Below are 19,935 nucleotides of genomic sequence, written 5' to 3'. Positions count from 1 at the left end.
ATATTCAACCAAGGGGCTGAATTCCCTACCAGGCGGTTATTTCGGGCATTGCAGCCCTATTTCATGCCTGAACGTCTGGCACGCTTTCAGTATCTTAACATTAAACAGATCAACTCCATGGATGACTGGGAAACAAGAAACGGCTTAGACCTAAGCACACCCGTAGATTACACAGACTACAATTCAAGTTCAACAGGTAACTCCTACAGTTCGTCAGAGACTGCTGGTAAAAAGCCTAGTGCGCCGACACCGCCCAACTCAGACCCCCCTCCCCCTGAGCCAGAGGAACGGGGATTTTTACCAGTTTTGAGAAATCGCAATTTTCTCGCCTTGTGGAGTGGACAGGTTTTCTCTCAACTAGCCGATAAAGTCTACCTAGTCCTAATGATTGCTGTCATCTCCACTGAGTTTCAACAGGCTAACCAGAGTATTAGCGGTTGGGTCTCGGCGGTAATGATTGCCTTTACCATTCCTGCTGTATTATTTGGGGCAGGAGCCGGGGTCTATGTAGACCGCTGGCCGAAAAAAATGGTGTTAGTGTTAACAAATTTGCTGCGGGGTGGGTTGGTTCTTATCCTCCCGATTCTTCTGTGGCTATCTGAGGGAATGAAATTTACCAAATTCCCCTTGGGGTTCTGTTTGCTATTACTGATTACCTTTTTAGTCTCGACTCTCACTCAATTTTTTGCCCCCGCAGAACAGGCGGCTATCCCTTTAATTGTTGAACGGAAACATTTACTATCTGCTAATTCCCTATATACAACTACAATGATGGCTTCTGTGATTGTCGGTTTTGCGGTGGGGGAACCGCTGTTAGCTTTAGCCGATACCTTGCTAGAAAGGCTGGGGAGTCAATTACCTGTGGGTAAAGAGTTGATTGTCGGTAGTGGATATGCGATCGCCGGTTTACTATTACTATTGATGAAAACTGGCGAACAACAAAATGTTAGCTCACAAGAACAACCCCACATCCTCGAAGATTTACGCGAGGGGATGCGCTATCTACGAGATCATCATGGAGTCCGTAATGCTTTACTGCAATTAGTCATTTTATTTTCCATCTTTGCCGCCTTGGCTGTTTTAGCCGTTCGGGTGGCGGAGTTGATTCCTAACCTCAAATCATCACAATTTGGCTTTTTGCTGGCTGCGGCGGGCTTGGGAATGGCAATTGGTGCAGCTATTTTAGGTCATATCGGACACCAATTTTCCCACTTTAGAATCGCACTATTGGGCTCAATTGGCATGGCTATTTGTTTGGTGGGTTTAGCATTTTTGAGTCAGCAACTAGCACCCGCTTTAGGGTTAATTTCGCTGCTAGGCGTATTTGGTGCAATGGTAGGAATTCCCATGCAAACAACCATCCAAGCCGAAACCCCAGAAGAAATGCGTGGTAAGGTGTTTGGCTTACAAAACAACGCCATTAATATTGCCCTATCACTACCCCTCGCTTTGGCGGGTATTACCGAAACCTTATTCGGTCTGTCTTCTGTATTCTTGGCTTTAGCTATACTATCTGTAGTCGCAGGTAATTTAACGTGGTATATTTCCAAAAATGAGCGGTGAGTATGGGTAATCAATGGTTAATTATTGATGATTGATTCATCAGAACCATAGGCTATTTTCAGACTCCACCAGAAAATAGCAGTAGAAATAACCATAATTAAGGCAGCCCAAAACCATTGAGGTAGAAACAAGTATTGGGCAATTCTAGCAGTATCAGAGACCAAATTTTGACCATTGATGTTAACCCAACTACTGCCAAATAAATAATGTTTTTGGTGGTAGGTACTAACAATGGCTTGCATTCCCATGAATTGTACAGTAAAAGCCTGGATTTTTTGGGGTGTTTGAAAGGCAATGGATAAAATTAATAACCCCCATAATAATATAGCAAAAACTCCGAACAAAGTCCTAATCCATAATAAAACCGATAGCAACATAATCGAACCTAAAGCCATTAAACACCAGTGGGCTGTTTGATAACGACGACTAGATAATATTAAGATTCCACCTGCTACAGCGGGACCCAAAGGACCACCCATTGCTATTAATGCTCTGGCTAAAGAACCAAAGTTACCGGAATTATATGCGAGACCAGAACCATTAGGAAAAAGTAAGAGTTTATGAAAATTTCCTCCCAGTAAAATAGCAGTTAATCCATGACCCATTTCATGAAACCATGTAGCCAAAATGGAGAAAGGATATAAGACATAATTTCCCCAGTAAAATTGCCATAAGATAATGGTAGCAATAGCAGCAACAACTAACCCAAGCACCCCAATTTTAGATGATGATGAGTATTGAAAATCAGACATAAATTATCCCTCTTTTGTAGACCGGGGGCTAAACCAGATCTTAGCCGTGATTATATTTTAGCCTGAAATCCAGTCAAGTCGCCCCAGGGTCAAAAAAGAGGGTCATTGAGCTAAGGTCGGATGAAATGCGCCCAGACATTGCCATCTGGTCCACAAACTCGATTAAGATAGCTATAAGAATAGGGAAGGCGGCGACCCTCGGTGTTGGAATAGCCAGTGTAAGCATCTCCCCAGGGGTCATGAACGATATAGCCATATCGGTTGTAACCAATAACGGTGACAATATGACCGGAAGGAGTAAAATCTCCGGCTAATACGACCGGACGACTATTAATCAACTCGTTGCGAACTTCAGACCAGCGGCGAGTTGTGCTAAAACTGCCTTGAAAACCATAGGCGCGAATTAAGGCTGATAAAACACTATGGTTAGTTTGAGAACCTTGTCCAGCATAATCAAAACACCACTGTAAGAGTTCATCTTCTAACTGTCCACCCCATTTAGAACGCACACCATAGTAGTGCATGACCATGGCGATACAGGTAACATTACAAGTAGACCAATAAAATCGGGGATTATCTCGCTGGGAAAAATAGGGAACATTGATTAGCACTTGTGGGGGAGTCGGATCAAAAACTTTTCCCCCCCGTTGAAACTTGACAAACTTGGGAAATATATAACCGGTATTACCAAAATTCGGCAATTCTTCAGTTAAGGCGACTCGGACATGGCTTTGATCTGTACTGTAGCTACTAACACCATAAACCCGACCCAGAGGAAGGGTAACTTTTTCTGATTCTGCTAGTTGTCCTGAGTCTACGGGGCGTTTTTTGAGGACGGTTGTTTCCCTCATGGTCATGGTAATAGCATCGGGGTTATATGCGATCGCTTTTCCATCTCGCAATAAACTGACGTGCTGCCAATAAACATAACCCACATTACCAAAACCGGGGATAGATTGGTCTAGTGTGACCCGGAAATGACCTTGAAAGGAAGCATATCCGCGAATAGCAAAGTTTTGTCCTAACAGTAACTCAGCAAATTGATCAGGTGCTAAATTGGCAGAATCAATCGGTTGCGCCTTAATTCGGGTAGTGGTGGTCACTAGCATTTGAGCGCTAATATTAGTGTCGGGAACTTCCTCCATGTCAAAGGCTAAGGTGGTGCTTCCTTTCCGTAGCCGAACATGACCCCGGAAAAAATAGCCAAAGGAACCAATGGGAGGAATCCCATTTTCTAACAATAGTTTTAAGTGACCATCTACTAGACCATATTTGCTCACTTTAAATGTTTGACCAGCGGGGACGGTGACTTGTTGTTCAGAACCGAGTAAATTAGAATCGATAGGTGATACTTTAAAGAGGGTATCTTCTATAACATCAAGTTGTAGAGATTCCCCTACGGTCATGGCGTTTTCACTGACGGTAATATTGATAATTTGACTGGCTACCAGTTGACCTTGATCATCTGTGGTTTTAAGGCGCAGCCATCGATATCCGGGTTCACTAAATCCGGCTTCTAAATTAACTGTCCAGGTTCCGGCTTGTCGATTTATAACTACTTCTAAAGGATAACGATCTTCGGCTACTAAAGAAACAGCGATCGCTTGTTGACCATCAAATTGACCCTTCAGAACCACAGGTGTATTTATTAACACTTCTGGGGGGCCTTCATAGGTAAGGCTAGGAGTCGGAGAATAGGAAGCTGTAGCCCGGTTTAATTGCACAAAATTAGGAAAGAAATAACCGGTATTACCAAAACCCGGGAAATTTTCAGTTAAGGCTACTTTTAGATGTCCGTCTTCAGTGGTATAACTTTGTACCCCATAAATCATTCCGGCGGGAAGGGTAACTTGTTCTTCTGGAGATAAATAAGCTGAGTCAATGGGGCGTTTTTTAAACAGGGTGGTATTGATAATGGTTAGGGTAATGGCATTATGATCAAAGGTGATTTCACGGTCTCCCTGAAACATTTGCAAATGGTAGCGATACAGGTAGCCTACATGACCATAACCGGGAAGTGACTCGGTGAGTGTTACCCGAAAATGATCAGCTACACAGGCGTAACCTAGGGCTAGATAACTACTCCCTTGGCTGAGGGGATAGATGGCATTTTCCGGCAGTTGGGATCTATCATCAGGACTACGTTTAAGCACTGTATCATGAGTGACCCATATTAGTTTGGTTCCCGGAGGGTTTGGGGGTATATCATCTCGATTAAACCATAAAATTTGAGCCCCTTGTATCAGCAAAATATGTGACCGATATAAATAACCAGAACGCCCTAAATCACCCAGGGGATTAGTTAATTCAATATAAAAGTGATCATTTTGCAGTTCGTAGCTATCAACTGCTAAAATTTCGCCAATTTCTAAATCATATTTCTGCTCTGAGGTTAGTCTATCAGAGGCGATCGCTTGATGTTTAAATGTTGTATCTTGTAAGACGATTAACTGAGTAGATAAACCGACATTAAGCCCAGTATGACCTACAGTAAACTCAGCCCAAGTGTCAGCGACAACCTTACCAGATTGGTCTTTGCCTTGAACTCTTAACCAGCGTTTTCCAGCGGTATTAAAGCCTTTAGGCATGGGAATAAACCAAATCCCTAATCGAGGACTTAGTTGGGTAGGTAAAGGATATTGATCCTCAGCCATAACCGAAATCGTATCAATGTATTGACTAGCGTAGTTACCAATCAAAACGACAGGTTGATCGATGATAATATCGTTGGGACCAAGATAGCTCAGGATAGTTTCACTCATCTTCCTAAAAACCGTAGGGGTAATAACCGTAGGGTGTCTAAGGGTGCATTTGACATTACACATCCCACAATGGTTAGCATAACTCAGTGGCGCACCAATAAAGCCACCCCTAGAAAACTCTACAGGTGGCTCATCGTTAAAAACGGATATTTTTTGAATTAGCGATCGCACTAATTGACTTTAGCAAGAATATCCTGAGCGTGGGTAGAGGTGTTCACCTTGTCATCAACATAGTCAATGACACCCTCGCCATTGATAATATAGGTAACACGCTTGGCATAACCGCCGCCATCTACATCATAGGCTTTGGTAATAGCGCCATCGGTATCCGCCAAAAGTTGGAAAGGTAAGCCATATTTTTCGGTAAACAGCTTGTGGGAGGCTTCGTCATCAGTGCTTACACCCAGAACCACCATATCCCGGCTTTGATAGTTTTCGTAGTTATCCCGGAAACTTTGGGCTTCCTTAGTGCAACCAGGGGTGTCATCCTTGGGGTAGAAGTAGAGAACAACAGTTTTCCCAGCAAAGTCAGAGAGGGAAACCGTATTCCCGTTGGTATCTTTAGCGGTAAATGCGGGGGCCTTAGTACCAGCAGATAAAGCCATGTTATGGTTGTCCTCCTGAAAACGAGTTTGATATGCTTTGTCTATTTGTGAAGTTATTTTAAGATATTTTGCAATCAATTACACAATCCGATCAAAATTTGGGTCTACTGGTGGAGGATAATATACTCAAAACCAGCCATGAGGAAAGCCCATCAACCCATGAGTGCCCCTAATTCGGTTTCCAAGTCGATAGAATATTCTAGCGGGACGATCGCCCGAGCCCAGCGAGCCATCCGCTGTTCTCCATTTCAAATCAAACTTTTAACCGATTCCATTGACCAAAGCGTTAAACTGAGTGCCATTAGCGGAAATCGGGGTGTAGAGTTAGGATATACGCGATCGCCTCTACCGGAATTGAGAGCCGAAAACGCCCTTTTATGGCTAATCCAAGTCGGAGTATTGAGGCGAGAAGTAGACGGTCAGGGAATCACCGATAGTTTTCGACTGACTCCCCTGGGGCGAAAAGTAGCAGAACGACTAGCCGATGATATAAATAACAGCAAACCCCCATCATGGAGCGATCGCCTCAGTAATGCCCTGAGGCGTTGGTTACGCCTTCCCCTATAAATTAGCATCTCTGGTCAAAATCCCGAAATGAAAGCAATCATGGTGGTTGGAACCACATCCCATGCCGGAAAATCCATGCTCGTCACCGCCCTATGTCGGATTCTACGTCGTCAAAATCTGCGGGTAGTTCCCTTCAAAGGGCAAAATATGGCTTTAAACTCCTACGTCACCCCCACCGGCGCAGAAATGGGTTATGCACAAGCCGTACAATCCTGGGCGGCGGGTTTAGTGCCAAATGTAGCCATGAACCCAATTTTGTTAAAACCCCAGGGAAATATGACCTCTCAGGTAATTCTGAAAGGGAAACCACTCGCCACCCTCAAAGCTACCGAATATTATGAGAAATTCTTTGATACCGGGTGGGATACCATCACTAAATGTCTGGATTATCTGAAAAAGGAATTTGATGTAATTGTCTGTGAGGGCGCGGGAAGTCCGGCGGAAATCAATCTCAAGCACCGAGATTTAACCAATATGCGAGTCGCGCAATACCTGCAAGCATTCACCATATTGATAGTTGATATTGACCGTGGGGGGGCTTTTGCTCATGTAGTGGGAACCCTAGAATTGCTAGACCCAGAGGAACGAGCCTTAATCAAGGGCATTGTGATTAACAAATTTCGCGGTATGCGATCGCTGCTCGATTCTGGTATTGAGTGGTTAGAGAAATACACCGGAATCCCCGTCCTCGGAGTAATTCCCTGGGTAGATATCGCCATGCCAGCAGAAGATTCTCTCAGTTTACTGGAACGCCGTTCTCGTTCCGACAATATTGATATAACCATCGCCATAGTGAAGATTCCTCGGATTTCTAACTTTACCGATTTTGACCCCTTAGATGCCGAATCCACCGTTAAAGTCCAATATGTCGAACTCAATCAACCCCTAGGACATCCCGATGCCGTAATTATCCCCGGTTCTAAAACCACCATTGCTGATCTACTAGCCCTGCAAAAAAGTGGCATGGCTTCTCAAATTCAGGATTATGTAGAAGCAGGCGGTCAGGTCATGGGTATCTGTGGGGGGTATCAGATGCTAGGACAACAGGTATCTGATCCCCGTGGCTTAGAGGGTAAAATCGGAGACTTTCCCGGCTTAGGTTTACTTCCCATCAAAACCATACTTTTATCAGACAAAGTCTCCCGCCAGCGGTTGGTAACATCTAATTATCCAGAAATCGGATTTCCCGTAGAAGGCTATGAGATACACCAAGGGCGGACTCAAATTTTGGACAAACGGGAGACAGCACCCCTATTTGACGACGAAGATTTAGGAGTAGTCAGCAGCAATAGATCCGTCTGGGGTCACTATTTGCATGGCATCTTTGATAATAGTCCCTGGCGCAGGTCTTGGTTAAATCATCTCCGAAAACCAAGGGGATTAGGGACCTTACCCACCGGGATTCCTAACTATCGCGAACAACGAGATCTGATGCTGGATACCTTAGCTGATGTGGTCGAAGAATATTTAGACCTGAGTACCATTCTCGGTTGACATGGTGGGGGGCGACCCGGAACCTGGTTTCTCAGGGGAATTTGTCTCCCCCCCCTTGTCACTTGTCCCAAGGCGATTAAAATTGAGATTGCTTTGGTTTATGGAAAACAGATAATTTTTTCGTCAATCTTGGCTAATGGGAGATATGAAGGACAATAGGTTATATGGATATTCAACAAATCTTGGAAAGAGGTGGCCCAGCGATGTGGCCCCTAATGGTATTATCAATTTTATCCATTAGTACCATTATTGAAAGACTGTGGTTTTGGGGAAATACCCTCACCCGTGAACGCCGAATTGTCAACCGGGTTTTGGATGTCGCCCGGAGGGGACAGTGGGGAATGGCTTATCAGATTGCCAAACAAAGCAATAATCGCCCCATGGGAAGGTTTTTTTATGCCCCCCTTAAACTCGCTACCCCAGACCCTGAATTATTTAGTCTCGCCCTGGAAGCCGCCGCTGAGGAGGAATTTGTTTCTATGCGACGGGGCGATAAAATCCTAGAGGCGGTAATTGCCCTCGCCCCTATGTTAGGTTTGTTGGGAACAGTTTTGGGTCTGATTAATTCTTTGGGTTCTATCCGCCTGGGAGATATTGGTACTTCTTCGGCTGCTGATGTCACCCTGGGAATTGGAGAAGCCCTGATTAGTACAGCTACAGGCCTGATTGTGGCTATTATCAGTCTGGCTTTCTATCGCCTGTTTCAAGGCTTTTCCTTTAGCCAAGTTAAGGTCTTCCGAAAAGCCGGAAATGAATTAGAATTACTCTATCGCCAGGATTGGCCAGAGGTTAAAGCTCAGATGCTGCTTCCGGGAGAGGCTAATGATTCCTCTTTGATGGCGGAAGAACCCCAGGAGGATTTTCCCCTAAAAGGTAGTTTAATTAAGCTACCGGATGAGGAGGGGTCGGAGGATGAGGAAACTCCTTTAATCAAATTACCTTCAGAATCTGAGGATGAGGAAACTCCCTCTCAATCAGAATTCCCTGGGTCGGTAGCTGAACAAAATACTTTAATTAAACCTGTGATTAAGGGTAATTCTCGCTTGGCTGATGATGATAAACATCAAAAAGGAGAGCTTGAATAATATCAACAACACGACCAGAGCAAATTAAACCTTTGTCATTGATACCAAGATACTAACAAACACCCTTTTTGGTGGGACTATCCACGGAGGCAGATTGATGAAAGTTAACATAGATTATCAGGTTGATGAGGGGCGCATTGAACTGCTACCCCTGATTGATGTGGTTTTTTGTATTCTGACGTTTTTTATTTTGGCAGCCCTACAGCTTACCCGACAACAGGCGATCAATGTGGATTTGCCACGGGCGGGGACTGGTGAAACTCAGATGCAAAAAATGTTGGTGGTTGGGGTGGATATTCGAGGGGATACTTATATTGACCAGCAACGGGTTAATTCTCAACAAATGCAGCGGGCTTTGGAACGTTTTTTAAGGTGGAATCCTAGTGGTTTGGTGGTGCTGTATGCCCCTAAAGATGCCCGTTATAATGATGTTGTACAGGTTTTAGATAAAATGCGGGCTGTGGGAGGCGATCGCGTTGCTTTGGCTACTTTACCGAGTTCTGAGGAAATGCCCTCTCCGGTTGATTCTGAGGGTTTATTAGCCCCTGATGTACTGACACCTAATAATGGGGTGGAACCTCCTATTAATCCTTTCCTCCCCTCTCAGCCGCTTAATGAAATGCAGCCAGGGAGTCCTTTATTGTCGCCTCCGGGTTCCCCCACTTCTCCCACTTCTCCCACTTCTCCCACTTTCCCTCTACTTCCTGACAATTGAAAAATCGATCATTGTTCCAGTCAGCAGCCACGGCTATTACAGTAGATACATTGGGGGGTTAAAAAATAAAATTTAGTTGTAAATGCCAGTGGTGGCGATCGCGAATAATTTGGATTTTTTGCAGAAACTCCCGCAGATAAAATCGCCTCTCCGTTTCTGATAAATCTAGCCAAAATTGGCGGATAGAAACCGCTTGAGCCGTGGCTTGTAAATTCACTGGGGGAAGTTGGGATAATTGATTCTCTAGTTGGGCGATTTCTTGGCGCAATTTATATTCCCTAATGGTGGCAGTTTCCCTGTCTAATATTCCTGTGTTTTGCAGAGTTGGCAGTTGATTGATGATGTCTTTTTTGTGGGCTATTTCATCATAAATCTGCTGCTTAAATAGGTCTAAATCTGGAATCTGTAATTGGGCAACTGCTGGGGGTAGGTCGGTACAAATTCGGTCAATGGTAGCCGATAAAATATCATGATAATTAAGGGATTTACACTTAGTTAAACGCGGACATTTTAGAGGTCTTAAATATAGATATTCTCGCTTTTTGTTATGTGTAGTTACCCGGCTAATGGTCATCCCTGAACCACATTCACTACACATTACTAAACCAGCTAAAGAACGGGGGGCGCTGGCTGTGCGAGGTGGGAGGCGCTGGTTGCGTCGTAATAACCTGTCGATTTGGGCGGCTTCTTCACGGGAAATAATCGGAAGATGAGTATTAGAAATAATATCGCCATTCTGATAAGCTAAATCCCCTCGATAAACGGGGTTAATTAACCATCGCTTCCCGGTAGTTACGGAGATTTTTTTATGATATCGCTTGTGTAAATACCGAACTGCGCCGCGTAGGGAACCGTACAGTAAAAAATGCTCAAAAAAGTCTTTAACTACAGGTGCGGTGCTGCGATCGATGGTGTAGCGGTCCTTTCCTCTACGGTAGCCATAGGGTGCTTTTCCGGGGGGAGGAATGGCTTTTAAACGGTTGCGCGCGTGTCCTTGGCGGATACAACGGCTGTGGTAACTTTGTTGAATTTCCGAGATAAATTTGATTAAATCTACACGGGAAATATCGGAGGATTTTAGGTCGGATTCAATGGCGATAACTTGGATGTTTAAGTGTTGGAGTTGGCGGAGGCGATCGCTAACTTCTAGGACAGAGTTACCCAATTCTTCATAGCGTTGGATTAATAAATAGTTGGGGGGTGGTAGTTGTTGACAATCTTCTAGCATTTGCTCTAGTTGTTGGCGATCGCCAAAATCTTGATAAATCCCATCAATATCCCATCCCCAAATCGTCGGATCTGGCGGCGGTTCTAACAGCGGTTCCGTATAAGAATAGGCGAGAATTTTCATATTTGACTCAATTCGATAATATTACCATCAGGGTCAGCCACAAAAAGGGCTGAACGACCGGAAGCGCTCATTTGAAACGGGTAATTATGGCGGGTGAGTTGTGCTTTGGCGATCGCCAAATCAGCCACAGCGAAAGCTAGATGTCGGTTGCGTCCCCATTTGGCTTCATTGACTCGATCGCCAATTACTTGTTCAGATTCAATTAGATGAATTTGCCAATCACCAATCTGATACCATATTCCTGGGAAATTCAAAGGGCGATCGACAGCAGTTAACTGTAAGATCTGGCTATAAAATTGCTGAGATTTTGCCAAGTCCGAGACTAAAATGGCTGCGTGTAGAGGTTTGGTGATGTTCATAGTTGGGAGCAATTATCGATAATTGTTGTGTTTGACCTGTGGTTGGTAGTATGCGATCGGGCGATCGCATAAACTCCTGTAGTATCAACCAAATTATCACCAAATCCCCGTAACTCTGCTATAACCCCATTAAGATAGATAGGGAAAAGACCACAGGGCTAAAGATCCAATGACTTCTATCCTACTTGAATCAAATATCACCCGCTCACTAAACGCTCCCACCATCTACAAATTATCAAATGGTCTCACCATTGTGGCAGAACAGTTACCCGTTGAAGCCGTGAACTTGAATGTTTGGATTGATGTTGGATCCGCTGTCGAACCCGACCCGATCAACGGGATGGCTCACTTTTTAGAACACATGGTGTTCAAAGGGACTCCCAACCTCAAAGCTGGGGAATTTGAAAGACTCATCGAACAACGAGGCGCTTTAACCAATGCAGCCACCAGCCAGGACTACACCCACTATTATGTTACCAGCGCTCCCGCCGACTTTGCTACCCTAGCCCCCCTACAGCTTGAAGTAGTATTTAACCCAATTATTCCCGATGATGCCTTTGAGCGAGAGAGGCTAGTAGTATTAGAAGAAATCCGGCGATCTGAAGACAACCCCGCGCGTCGTTCATTTCAGCGGACCATGGAAACAGCCTTTAAGCGTCTCCCCTATCGTCGGTCTGTACTAGGACCAGCAGCCGCTATTGAACAGTTAACTCCTCAGCAAATGCGAGATTTTCATCGCAGCCATTACTGTCCCCAAAAAACCACGATCGCAGTTGTGGGAAATTTACCTGTAGAGACTTTAATTGGAACAGTAGCCGAGTCTATCCCATTACAGACACCTCCAGAACTTCCCCCAGAAGTAGATCTGCATCATCTGATCCCAGAGTCAGGATTTAGTGAAATTGTCCGCCACGAAATCATAGATGATAGCTTACAGCAAGCTCGATTAATGATGGTGTGGCGGGTTCCCGGACTCAATCAACTCTCAGAAACCTATGCTTTGGATGTTTTGGCTACAATTTTAGGTCAAGGTCGTACCTCCCGCCTAGTGCAGGATTTACGAGAAAAGCGGGGTTTAGTGTCTGGGATTAGTTGCAGCAATATGACCCAGAGGCTACAGGGAGTATTTTATATTTCCGCTCGGTTGCGGGTCGAACACTTAGCCGAAGCCGAAGCGGCGATCGCAGAACATATTAACCGACTCCACAGGGAATTAATCACCCCCACCGAAATGACCAGGGTACGGACTCAAGTAGCCAATCGGTTTATTTTTGGTAGTGAAACACCAAGCGATCGCGCTAATTTGTATGGTTACTATCAGGCGATCGTCGGAAATGTGAACCTAGCTTTAGAATATCCCAGCCAAATTCAATCCCTGAATGCCGAACAATTACAACAAGCCATCCGCCAATATTTATTACCCCAAGCCTATGGGGTAGTTATCCTGAAACCTCATACCCCCTAACGAAACTGAAACCGGGAGTTGATATCCCCTTCTAAATCTCGACCCCCTCTGATATTTTGTATCAAATAATGAATTATTTGTAGGGGGGGTCAACAAACCATGTACAATTGCAGTGATTTTGTGACCTAGCACCCAAAATGAGACTACAAGATTTCCTAGGAACCAATACTCGATATGATATACAACAGATTGATGATGACGAAGCTCTGAGTCGTCAAATCCAAACTCGTCTGATTGATTTAGGACTCCTAGATCCCCCAGCCGATGGTATTTTTGGCCCCTTATCAACCGCCGCATTCAAACGATTTCAGGAGTTAATGAACATCAGTGAATCTGGTATTCTGGCCACTGAAACTGCCCAAAAACTCCTAGACACTACCACTATGCGGCCCCCGAACATGAGGCTTGAGGATTTCCTGGGAACTAATATTCGATATGAAATCCAAGCCATTTATGATAATGAAGGTTTGAGCCGTCAAATTCAGACTCGACTGATTGATTTAGGACTCCTAGAACCGCCAGTTGATGGCATATTCGGTCCCTTATCAACCGCCGCATTCAGACGCTTTCAGGAGTTAATGAACATCAGTGAATCTGGTATTTTAGGCTCTGAAACCGCCAAAAAACTGATAGAAACCACCACTATTCGACGGGAAAATATGAGACTACAGGACTTTGTAGGGACTAATATTCGATATGACTTCCAAGCCATTTATGATAATGAGGCTCTGAGTCGTCAAATTCAGATTAGGCTGATTGATTTAGGACTCCTAGCGCCCCCAGCTGATGGCATATTCGGCCCCTTATCAAGGGCGGCTTTTCGGAATTTTCAGGAGTTAATGAACTGTAGCGAACCCAGTGGCATTCTCGGCACAGATACCGCCAAAAAACTGATAGAAACCAAAACTGTTAGTCGTCCGGGAAATATGCGGCTACAGGACTTCCTGGGAACCAATCTCCGATATGATGTGAAGGCGATTAATGCTGATGCAGGTTTGAGTCGTCAAATTCAAATCCGGCTCATTGATTTAGGGCTGCTAGACCCGCCCGCCGATGGAATCTTCGGTCCCAAGTCAACCGCCGCGCTGCACCGTTTTCAGCAGTTAATGGAATGCTCTGAACCCGGATTTATTGGTTCTGAGACTGCCAAAAAACTCATTGAAACTAAGGTTTCTGACCTCCCCGTAACTACTCCCATTTTAAAAGTCATCAGAAATACAGTTTTCAAGGTGAGACCGATCGCCTCTTCTCAACTGAACAACTCCGAGAAATTTTCCATTCCAGCCGGACGGGAATTTTCAGTTTTGGCTTATGATCCGATCCGGGCGCATTTAAGGGTAGCTTTGCGTAATGAGTCCTTTGGTGGTTATTCCATCTTGTATATTTGGGCTGGCCATGTGGAAGTTTACGAGGGAGGGACCAGAACCCATCCCCGACCCCTACCAACTAGCCGTCGTCTGAATGTCCCCTTCAAGTCACAATTAGATAATTTCTACAACCCCACAGGCGCTTGTAATGTCACTTCCATCGCCATGTGTTTGGCATATTTTAATATTCCGCGTCGCAATTTGAGATATCGTCAATTTGAGGATGAACTATATCGCTATGCCCTGGATATGGGTTATAGTCGCCATAATCCCTACGATTTAGCTCGCATTGTCCGAGACTATGGTGCTAGGGATCATTTTACCGAAAATGCCGTGATTGAGGATGTACAGGACTGGATCGCAGCCGGTTATCCTGCCGTTATCCATGGATACTTTACCTCCTTTGGGCATATTATTGTCGTGGTAGGCTATGACCAAAATGGGTTTATCGTCCATGACCCTTATGGGGAGTGGTTTTCAACCGGATATCGAACCGATCTAAGTGGTGCTTACTTACACTACTCCTATCGACTCATTCGGCGGGTATGTATTCCTGATGGTAATTTTTGGGTGCATTTCATCTCCAGGTGAGATAATTTAAACCCGACTTTACCAACTCCATAGGAATTGCGTAACTCCTGTGGAGTTGTCGAGTACATAGCCAGCCAAAAAACTTGTACAAAACACCAAAATTATAACTATAGACATGAGACTACAGGACTTTGTGGGGACTAATACTCAATATGATATCAAAGCCATTTATGATAATGAAGCTCTGAGTCGTCAAATTCAAACTCGACTGATTGATTTAGGACTCCTAGCGCCGCCAGTTGATGGCATATTCGGCCCCAATTCAACGGCGGCTTTTCGGAGTTTTCAGGAGTTAATGAACTGTAGCGAACCCAGTGGCATTCTCGGCACAGATACCGCCAAAAAACTGATAGAAACAAAAAGTGTGAATCGCCAGGGAAATATGAGGCTACAGAACTTCCTGGGTACAGATATCCGATATGATGTGAAGGAAATTAATGCTGATGCAGGTTTGAGCCGTCAAATTCAAATCCGGCTGATTGATTTAGGGCTGCTAGACCCGCCAGCAGATGGGATATTTGGTCCGAAGTCAACCGCGGCGCTGCATCGTTTTCAGCAGTTAATGGAATGCTCTGAACCGGGATTTATTGGTTCAGATACTGCCAAAAAATTAATTGAAGCTAAGGTTTCTGACCTCCCGGTAACTACTCCCATGTTAAAAGTCATCAGAGATACAGTTTTGAAGGTGAGACCGATCGCCTCTTCTCAACTGAACAACTCCGAGAAATTTTCCATTTCAGCGGGACGGGAATTTTCAGTTTTGGCTTATGATCCGATCCGGGCGCATTTAAGGATAGCTTTGCGTAATGAGTCCTTTGGCGGTTATTCTGTGTTGTATATTTGGGGTGGTCATGCGGAAGTTTACGAGGGAGGAACCCAAACCTACCCCAGAACCCTACCAACTAGCCATCGTCTGAATGTCCCCTTCAAATCACAATTAGATAATTTCTACAACCCCACAGGCGCTTGTAATGTCACTTCCCTAGCCATGTGTTTGGAGTATTTTAATATTCCCCGCCGTGATACGAGATATCGTCAATTTGAGGATGAACTGTATCGCTATGCTATCAATAAGGGCTATAGTCGCCATAGTCCCTACGATTTAGCCCGCATTGTGCGAGACTATGGTGCTAGGGATTATTTTACCGAAAATGCGGTAATTGAGGATGTACAGGACTGGATAGCTGCGGGTTATCCTGCCGTTATCCACGGATACTTTACCTCCTTTGGGCATATTATTGTCGTGGTAGGCTATGACCAAAATGGGTTTATCGTCCATGACCCTTATGGGGAGTGGTTCTCCAGTGGATATCGAACGGATCTAAGTGGTGCTTATTTACACTACTCCTATCAACTCATTCGGCGGGTGTGTATCCCTGATGGCAGTTTTTGGGTGCATTTTATCTCGAAGTAAAATTGTCTAAACTCTGCTATACCAACGTAGGAGGACTTGGGCGAGTCGTTTGGAGTTGTGGCGGACATAGCCAGTGTCGCTATCAACTTCAATGATATTGGTTAATACCATTCTTCGCCCTAATTCCTTGACGGCTTCCCGGTCAATAAAAACTGGGTGAGAGTCTTCTTGAGCATAGCGGATTAATGCTTGAGCCGGGGGGACTTTTCCTTGCACTAGGACAGCATCAAATAGTTGATGGCCACAAGCGTCATCGATCGCCCGAATGTGGTCGGCGACGCTGTAGTTATCAGTTTCTCCCGGTTGGGTCATGACATTACAAACATAGATGCGGGGGACTTGGCGTTGAGCGATCGCTTCCGTAATTTCTGGGACCAATAAATTGGGGATAACGCTAGTGTAGAGGCTACCAGGTCCGATAATAATCAAATCTGCTTCTTGAATGGCATTAATAGCTTTAGGAAGGGCTGGGGGGTTGGCAGGTGTGCAACCAATTTTGACAATTTTACCCCTAGCTTCTGTAATACTGGACTCTCCATGAATACGACGACCATCTTCTAATTTAGCCCACAGGTGAACATCGCTGAGGGTAGCGGGTAGGACTTGACCGCGAATAGCCAAGACCTTAGAACTAGCTGCGATCGCCCTTTCCAGGTCTCCGGTCACCTCTCCCATAGCCGTGAGAAATAAATTACCAAAACTGTGACCTGTCAAACCATCCCCAGCCCGAAATCGGTATTGGAATAATTCGGTCAATAGCTTTTCCTCATCAGCTAAAGCCGCTAAACAGTTGCGAATATCTCCTGGGGGTAATACTCCAATTTCGCGACGCAAGCGCCCAGAGGAGCCACCATCGTCCGCTACGGTAACAATAGCCGTGATATTAGCGCTGTAATCTTTTAAACCCCGCAGCAGGGTTGATAGACCCGTGCCGCCGCCAATAACTACGATTTTCGGACCTCGGTTGAGGCGGCGCAATGCTAGGAGGCGATCGACCAATTCCTGATCACCTTCCGGGGTGAATACCTGGGTAATAGAGTTAAAGCTGCGACTCTGACCCCAAAAAACGAATAGTAAACCCGCCAAAATTAGCAACGGTCCAGAAACCGAGTTAGGGATAATTTGGGTAATCCATTCCAGAAATCCCCTGAGCAGTTGCAAAATATAGAAAATTGGGGTCATTCCTGTCCAGATAGCTAACCCCAAACTGGTCAACAATACCCCTCCGGCGCTAATAAGTAACCACCGTTTGACTAGCAAACCGGGGGCTAACCATTTGAACCACTGTCCTATTCGTGAGGAGGAACGGTAGCCTGAGCGACTCCAATTTAGTCGGAGTTTGAACAGGCGACGCAGTTTCAATCTAAGGGAAATAATCGACATTGATAATAGACCTCAATAAAAATCTGTGGTGGTTAAATTTTGGCAAACCTAATTCGAGATGATAGCCTGTATCTCGCCATTTCTAGTTATATGGATATGGTGCATAGGGAAGAGTCTATGGCAAATTGGGAATGGCAGTATATCTTGTATATGTGCCATAGCTTGTGTATTACAGGCGGGTTGATTGATAACTATGTCCGGGAACCGAATCCAAATCTAATATGTCTGAGCCACTAATTGAACTGCGAGCAATTTCTAAAGCCTTTGGTTCCAATGTGATTTTAGATGGGGTAGATCTAAAAATCTATCCTGGTCAAGCGTTGGGAATTATCGGTCCTTCTGGGACGGGAAAATCAACGATTTTGCGGATTATAGCGGGGTTATTACCTCCTGATGCTGGAGAAGTATATGTCAAGGGACAACTGCGACGGGGTTGGGTGGATGATCTTAGTGATCCGATTGGTATTGGGATGGTGTTTCAGAATGCGGCTTTGTTTGACTCTCTTAATGTTCAACAAAATGTGGGATTTCGCTTGTATGAACACAGCAGACTTTCCCCGGCTACTATTCGTCAATTAGTTGAAGAAAGGCTAGAAATGGTGGGTCTGCCTAATATTTGCGATCGCTATCCAGCAGAATTATCTGGAGGAATGCGAAAACGGGTGAGTTTCGCCAGAGCCATTATGCCCAACCCAGAAACCCCAAGCGATAATCCCGAAGTTATACTGTATGACGAACCAACCGCCGGTTTAGATCCGATCGCTTCAACGGTGATTGAAGATTTGATTCGCAGCCAACAAAAGCGGGACGGGGGTGGCAGCACCTATGTGATGGTGACACACCAAGATAGTACAATCCGCAGAACCACAGACCAGGTAATTTTTTTGTATAAAGGTCAAATTCAATGGCAAGGGTCAATTGAGGAGGCTTACAAGTCCACCAATCCGGCGCTGAGACAGTTTTTTACGGGCAGTGTAAGCGGACCCATTCAGGTGGTCAATTAGCTGATGGGATCCTGAAATTTGTTAAGTTAGCCTAACATTATGAAGATGGGACAGACAGATGAGAGGATGAATTATGCGATCGCGAAGTGTCCGTGAAGGATCAGTCGGTTTGTTGATTATATTGGGAGTGGGGCTATTTGGGGCCACAGCTTTTTGGCTGCGGGGGATCAGTCTTGGTCAGCAGAGTTACCAAATTCGGGCAGAATTTCCTAGTGCTACTGGTCTTCAAATTGGCGTACCTGTACGATATCGGGCGGTAAGAGTCGGGCGGGTTACCAGAATTCAACCCCAGTCTAATGGGGTGGAGGTGTTGCTAAATATTGAATCTACCGATTTAGTAATGCCACGAAATTCCCAAGTTTTGGTCAATCAGACGGGTTTTCTGAATGAAACATATATTGATATTATCCCCAATATAGTCTTAACTCCTGAGCTGGTGGCTGCTAACCCCATTGCTGCTGACTGTCCCTCGTCAGATATTTTGTGCCATGAGAGTTCCGTTCAAGGTTTACCGGGTATTAGCCCCGATCGCCTCATGGAGACTATGCTTGATTTAGGGGAACTCTATGGCAACCCGGAATTATTTGCTAATCTAAATGCTGCGGTGGAAAATACCGCCCTCGCCGCCGCCGAAGCCACCCAACTGACCACCAAAATGGGGCAATTAGTTGATATAGCTAAATTGGAGTTGGGTAATTTCAGTGCATCCGTGGATCAAAACATGAACTTATTTTCCTCGGAAATGACTCAACTTTCCGAGCAGCTAGAGCGCTCCATGCAGGAAGTCAGCGGAGCAGCACTGCAGTCGGCTAATTCCTTAGACCAGGTTACTGGTGATATAAGTGCCTTAACTCAAGAGGTAAATGCCCTGGTTGCTACCAATCGCTCCACTTTGCTGACGACCTTAAATAATATTAATGAAACCAGCCAGGAATTGAGTGTAGCGATCGCTACACTAACCCCAGTTATAGCCCGATTTGAACAGGGGGAACTATTAACCAATCTGGAAACCTTATCAGCCAATGCCGTGATCGCCTCGGAGAACTTGCGAGATGTTTCTCAGAGTGTCAACAACCCGGATAATATAATCTTACTGCAACAAACCCTAGACTCGGCCCGTTCCACCCTGCAAAATATGCAGAAAGTGACCGCAGATATTGAAGATTTGACAGGAGATCCGAGATTGCGCGATAGTTTACGGAGGATCATCAACGGCTTGGGTAATATTCTCGCCTCCACCCAGGAGTTAGAACGCCAAACCGCTGTTGCCGAAACCCTAGCCCCCCTCAGTCAAGCGGCGGACGCGGGGGATGAAAAAACCATGAAACTGCTATTCTCAGAAATCGATTCAGATATATCCGATTTATGGGCTTTGGTCAGTTCACCAGACACCGCCGCTAATTCTCCCCGGTGGACTATTGACAGCACTTCCTCAGTAGAGATTTATGGGGAATAGTT

General features: G+C 45.1%; 17 protein-coding genes and 2 pseudogenes. 13 read left to right on the top strand and 6 right to left on the bottom strand.

Features of this window, described 5'->3' with window-relative positions; translation table 11 throughout:
* Positions 1 to 63 precede the first annotated feature (63 nt).
* Positions 64 to 1,563 (top strand): MFS transporter, encoded by a 1,500-nt coding sequence (locus ACTIE0_RS08600; RefSeq protein ID WP_006669138.1) that lies wholly within the window; start codon positions 64 to 66, stop codon positions 1,561 to 1,563.
* Positions 1,564 to 1,580: 17 nt separating this feature from the next.
* On the opposite strand, the gene ACTIE0_RS08595 is transcribed toward ACTIE0_RS08600, so the two are convergent.
* From ACTIE0_RS08595 to ACTIE0_RS08585, 3 genes are all read right to left on the bottom strand, one after another.
* On the bottom strand, positions 1,581 to 2,315 hold the full coding sequence (locus ACTIE0_RS08595; RefSeq protein ID WP_006669137.1) for a M50 family metallopeptidase: 735 nt from the start codon (positions 2,313 to 2,315) through the stop codon (positions 1,581 to 1,583).
* A 110-nt stretch (positions 2,316 to 2,425) separates the two neighbouring features.
* Positions 2,426 to 5,077, bottom strand: a complete 2,652-nt coding sequence (locus ACTIE0_RS08590; RefSeq protein WP_006669136.1) for a C39 family peptidase — start codon at positions 5,075 to 5,077, stop codon at positions 2,426 to 2,428.
* Between the two features lie 170 nt (positions 5,078 to 5,247).
* On the bottom strand, positions 5,248 to 5,682 hold the full coding sequence (locus tag ACTIE0_RS08585; protein WP_006669135.1) for a peroxiredoxin: 435 nt from the start codon (positions 5,680 to 5,682) through the stop codon (positions 5,248 to 5,250).
* A 159-nt stretch (positions 5,683 to 5,841) separates the two neighbouring features.
* Between ACTIE0_RS08585 and ACTIE0_RS08580 the strand changes: the two genes are divergently transcribed.
* The 4 genes from ACTIE0_RS08580 (at position 5,842) to ACTIE0_RS08565 (ending at position 9,543) form a co-directional block, all read left to right on the top strand.
* Positions 5,842 to 6,249 (top strand): Npun_F0494 family protein, encoded by a 408-nt coding sequence (locus ACTIE0_RS08580; RefSeq protein ID WP_228116471.1) that lies wholly within the window; start codon positions 5,842 to 5,844, stop codon positions 6,247 to 6,249.
* A gap of 27 nt (positions 6,250 to 6,276) precedes the next feature.
* Entirely contained in the window at positions 6,277 to 7,743 is a 1,467-nt protein-coding gene (gene cobQ / locus ACTIE0_RS08575) for a cobyric acid synthase CobQ (protein ID WP_006669134.1), read from the top strand.
* Positions 7,744 to 7,907: 164 nt separating this feature from the next.
* Entirely contained in the window at positions 7,908 to 8,828 is a 921-nt protein-coding gene (locus tag ACTIE0_RS08570) for a MotA/TolQ/ExbB proton channel family protein (RefSeq protein WP_006621494.1), read from the top strand.
* Between the two features lie 97 nt (positions 8,829 to 8,925).
* Positions 8,926 to 9,543, top strand: coding sequence for an ExbD/TolR family protein (locus tag ACTIE0_RS08565; protein ID WP_006669133.1), 618 nt, complete (start codon positions 8,926 to 8,928; stop codon positions 9,541 to 9,543).
* A gap of 58 nt (positions 9,544 to 9,601) precedes the next feature.
* Here ACTIE0_RS08565 and ACTIE0_RS08560 read toward each other — a convergent pair whose 3' ends face one another.
* Together ACTIE0_RS08560 and ACTIE0_RS08555 are read right to left on the bottom strand one after the other, a co-directional pair.
* Positions 9,602 to 10,894, bottom strand: coding sequence for a recombinase family protein (locus tag ACTIE0_RS08560; RefSeq protein ID WP_006621492.1), 1,293 nt, complete (start codon positions 10,892 to 10,894; stop codon positions 9,602 to 9,604).
* Complete coding sequence (locus ACTIE0_RS08555) at positions 10,891 to 11,253, bottom strand: VOC family protein (RefSeq protein ID WP_006669132.1); 363 nt, start codon at positions 11,251 to 11,253, stop codon at positions 10,891 to 10,893. The genes ACTIE0_RS08560 and ACTIE0_RS08555 overlap by 4 nt, the downstream gene beginning before the upstream one ends.
* Before the next feature lie 169 nt (positions 11,254 to 11,422).
* Here ACTIE0_RS08555 and ACTIE0_RS08550 point away from each other — a divergent pair, with 169 nt between their 5' ends.
* The 5 genes and pseudogenes from ACTIE0_RS08550 to ACTIE0_RS08530 all read left to right on the top strand — a co-directional run bounded on the left by ACTIE0_RS08550 (position 11,423) and on the right by ACTIE0_RS08530 (position 16,090).
* Entirely contained in the window at positions 11,423 to 12,718 is a 1,296-nt protein-coding gene (locus tag ACTIE0_RS08550; protein ID WP_006669131.1) for a M16 family metallopeptidase, read from the top strand.
* Positions 12,719 to 12,855: 137 nt separating this feature from the next.
* A pseudogene (locus tag ACTIE0_RS08545) lies at positions 12,856 to 13,599 on the top strand (peptidoglycan-binding domain-containing protein); the annotation flags it as partial.
* 45 nt (positions 13,600 to 13,644) lie between these two features.
* Positions 13,645 to 14,676, top strand: coding sequence for a C39 family peptidase (locus tag ACTIE0_RS08540; RefSeq protein ID WP_035759853.1), 1,032 nt, complete (start codon positions 13,645 to 13,647; stop codon positions 14,674 to 14,676).
* A gap of 115 nt (positions 14,677 to 14,791) precedes the next feature.
* Positions 14,792 to 15,013 (top strand): annotated as a pseudogene (locus ACTIE0_RS08535) (peptidoglycan-binding domain-containing protein); the annotation flags it as partial.
* A gap of 45 nt (positions 15,014 to 15,058) precedes the next feature.
* Positions 15,059 to 16,090 carry a C39 family peptidase gene (locus tag ACTIE0_RS08530; RefSeq protein WP_035759850.1) on the top strand — a complete coding sequence of 344 codons (1,032 nt, stop codon included), beginning with the start codon at positions 15,059 to 15,061 and terminating at the stop codon, positions 16,088 to 16,090.
* A 6-nt stretch (positions 16,091 to 16,096) separates the two neighbouring features.
* On the opposite strand, the gene ACTIE0_RS08525 is transcribed toward ACTIE0_RS08530, so the two are convergent.
* Positions 16,097 to 17,473 (bottom strand): gluconeogenesis factor YvcK family protein, encoded by a 1,377-nt coding sequence (locus ACTIE0_RS08525; RefSeq protein WP_006621486.1) that lies wholly within the window; start codon positions 17,471 to 17,473, stop codon positions 16,097 to 16,099.
* A gap of 39 nt (positions 17,474 to 17,512) precedes the next feature.
* Here ACTIE0_RS08525 and ACTIE0_RS08520 point away from each other — a divergent pair, with 39 nt between their 5' ends.
* The 3 genes from ACTIE0_RS08520 to ACTIE0_RS08510 all read left to right on the top strand — a co-directional run bounded on the left by ACTIE0_RS08520 (position 17,513) and on the right by ACTIE0_RS08510 (position 19,933).
* On the top strand, positions 17,513 to 17,710 hold the full coding sequence (locus ACTIE0_RS08520) for a hypothetical protein (RefSeq protein ID WP_146743248.1): 198 nt from the start codon (positions 17,513 to 17,515) through the stop codon (positions 17,708 to 17,710).
* Complete coding sequence (locus ACTIE0_RS08515; RefSeq protein WP_006669129.1) at positions 17,695 to 18,477, top strand: ABC transporter ATP-binding protein; 783 nt, start codon at positions 17,695 to 17,697, stop codon at positions 18,475 to 18,477. The genes ACTIE0_RS08520 and ACTIE0_RS08515 overlap by 16 nt, the downstream gene beginning before the upstream one ends.
* Positions 18,478 to 18,550: 73 nt before the next feature.
* Entirely contained in the window at positions 18,551 to 19,933 is a 1,383-nt protein-coding gene (locus tag ACTIE0_RS08510) for an MlaD family protein (protein ID WP_006669128.1), read from the top strand.
* The last annotated feature ends 2 nt before the right edge of the window (positions 19,934 to 19,935 follow it).

Source organism: Limnospira sp. (assembly GCF_051859755.1).
Classification (GTDB): Bacteria; Cyanobacteriota; Cyanobacteriia; order Cyanobacteriales; family Microcoleaceae; genus Limnospira; species Limnospira fusiformis.
Note: the sequence above shows the minus strand (reverse complement) of the source record. Positions and strands in the feature narration are given on the sequence as shown.

Bases quoted from the DNA above. Each gene is read 5' to 3' on its own strand.
- ACTIE0_RS08540 (WP_035759853.1), top strand. From the start codon at position 13,645: ATGCGGCTACAGGACTTCCTGGGAACCAATCTCCGATATGATGTGAAG.
- ACTIE0_RS08555 (WP_006669132.1), bottom strand. From the start codon at position 11,253: ATGAACATCACCAAACCTCTACACGCAGCCATTTTAGTCTCGGACTTG.
- ACTIE0_RS08585 (WP_006669135.1), bottom strand. From the start codon at position 5,682: ATGGCTTTATCTGCTGGTACTAAGGCCCCCGCATTTACCGCTAAAGAT.
- ACTIE0_RS08515 (WP_006669129.1), top strand. From the start codon at position 17,695: ATGTCTGAGCCACTAATTGAACTGCGAGCAATTTCTAAAGCCTTTGGT.
- ACTIE0_RS08600 (WP_006669138.1), top strand. From the start codon at position 64: ATGCCTGAACGTCTGGCACGCTTTCAGTATCTTAACATTAAACAGATC.
- ACTIE0_RS08525 (WP_006621486.1), bottom strand. From the start codon at position 17,473: ATGTCGATTATTTCCCTTAGATTGAAACTGCGTCGCCTGTTCAAACTC.
- ACTIE0_RS08570 (WP_006621494.1), top strand. From the start codon at position 7,908: ATGGATATTCAACAAATCTTGGAAAGAGGTGGCCCAGCGATGTGGCCC.
- ACTIE0_RS08595 (WP_006669137.1), bottom strand. From the start codon at position 2,315: ATGTCTGATTTTCAATACTCATCATCATCTAAAATTGGGGTGCTTGGG.
- ACTIE0_RS08565 (WP_006669133.1), top strand. From the start codon at position 8,926: ATGAAAGTTAACATAGATTATCAGGTTGATGAGGGGCGCATTGAACTG.
- cobQ (WP_006669134.1), top strand. From the start codon at position 6,277: ATGAAAGCAATCATGGTGGTTGGAACCACATCCCATGCCGGAAAATCC.
- ACTIE0_RS08580 (WP_228116471.1), top strand. From the start codon at position 5,842: ATGAGTGCCCCTAATTCGGTTTCCAAGTCGATAGAATATTCTAGCGGG.
- ACTIE0_RS08590 (WP_006669136.1), bottom strand. From the start codon at position 5,077: ATGAGTGAAACTATCCTGAGCTATCTTGGTCCCAACGATATTATCATC.
- ACTIE0_RS08560 (WP_006621492.1), bottom strand. From the start codon at position 10,894: ATGAAAATTCTCGCCTATTCTTATACGGAACCGCTGTTAGAACCGCCG.
- ACTIE0_RS08510 (WP_006669128.1), top strand. From the start codon at position 18,551: ATGCGATCGCGAAGTGTCCGTGAAGGATCAGTCGGTTTGTTGATTATA.
- ACTIE0_RS08530 (WP_035759850.1), top strand. From the start codon at position 15,059: ATGAGGCTACAGAACTTCCTGGGTACAGATATCCGATATGATGTGAAG.
- ACTIE0_RS08550 (WP_006669131.1), top strand. From the start codon at position 11,423: ATGACTTCTATCCTACTTGAATCAAATATCACCCGCTCACTAAACGCT.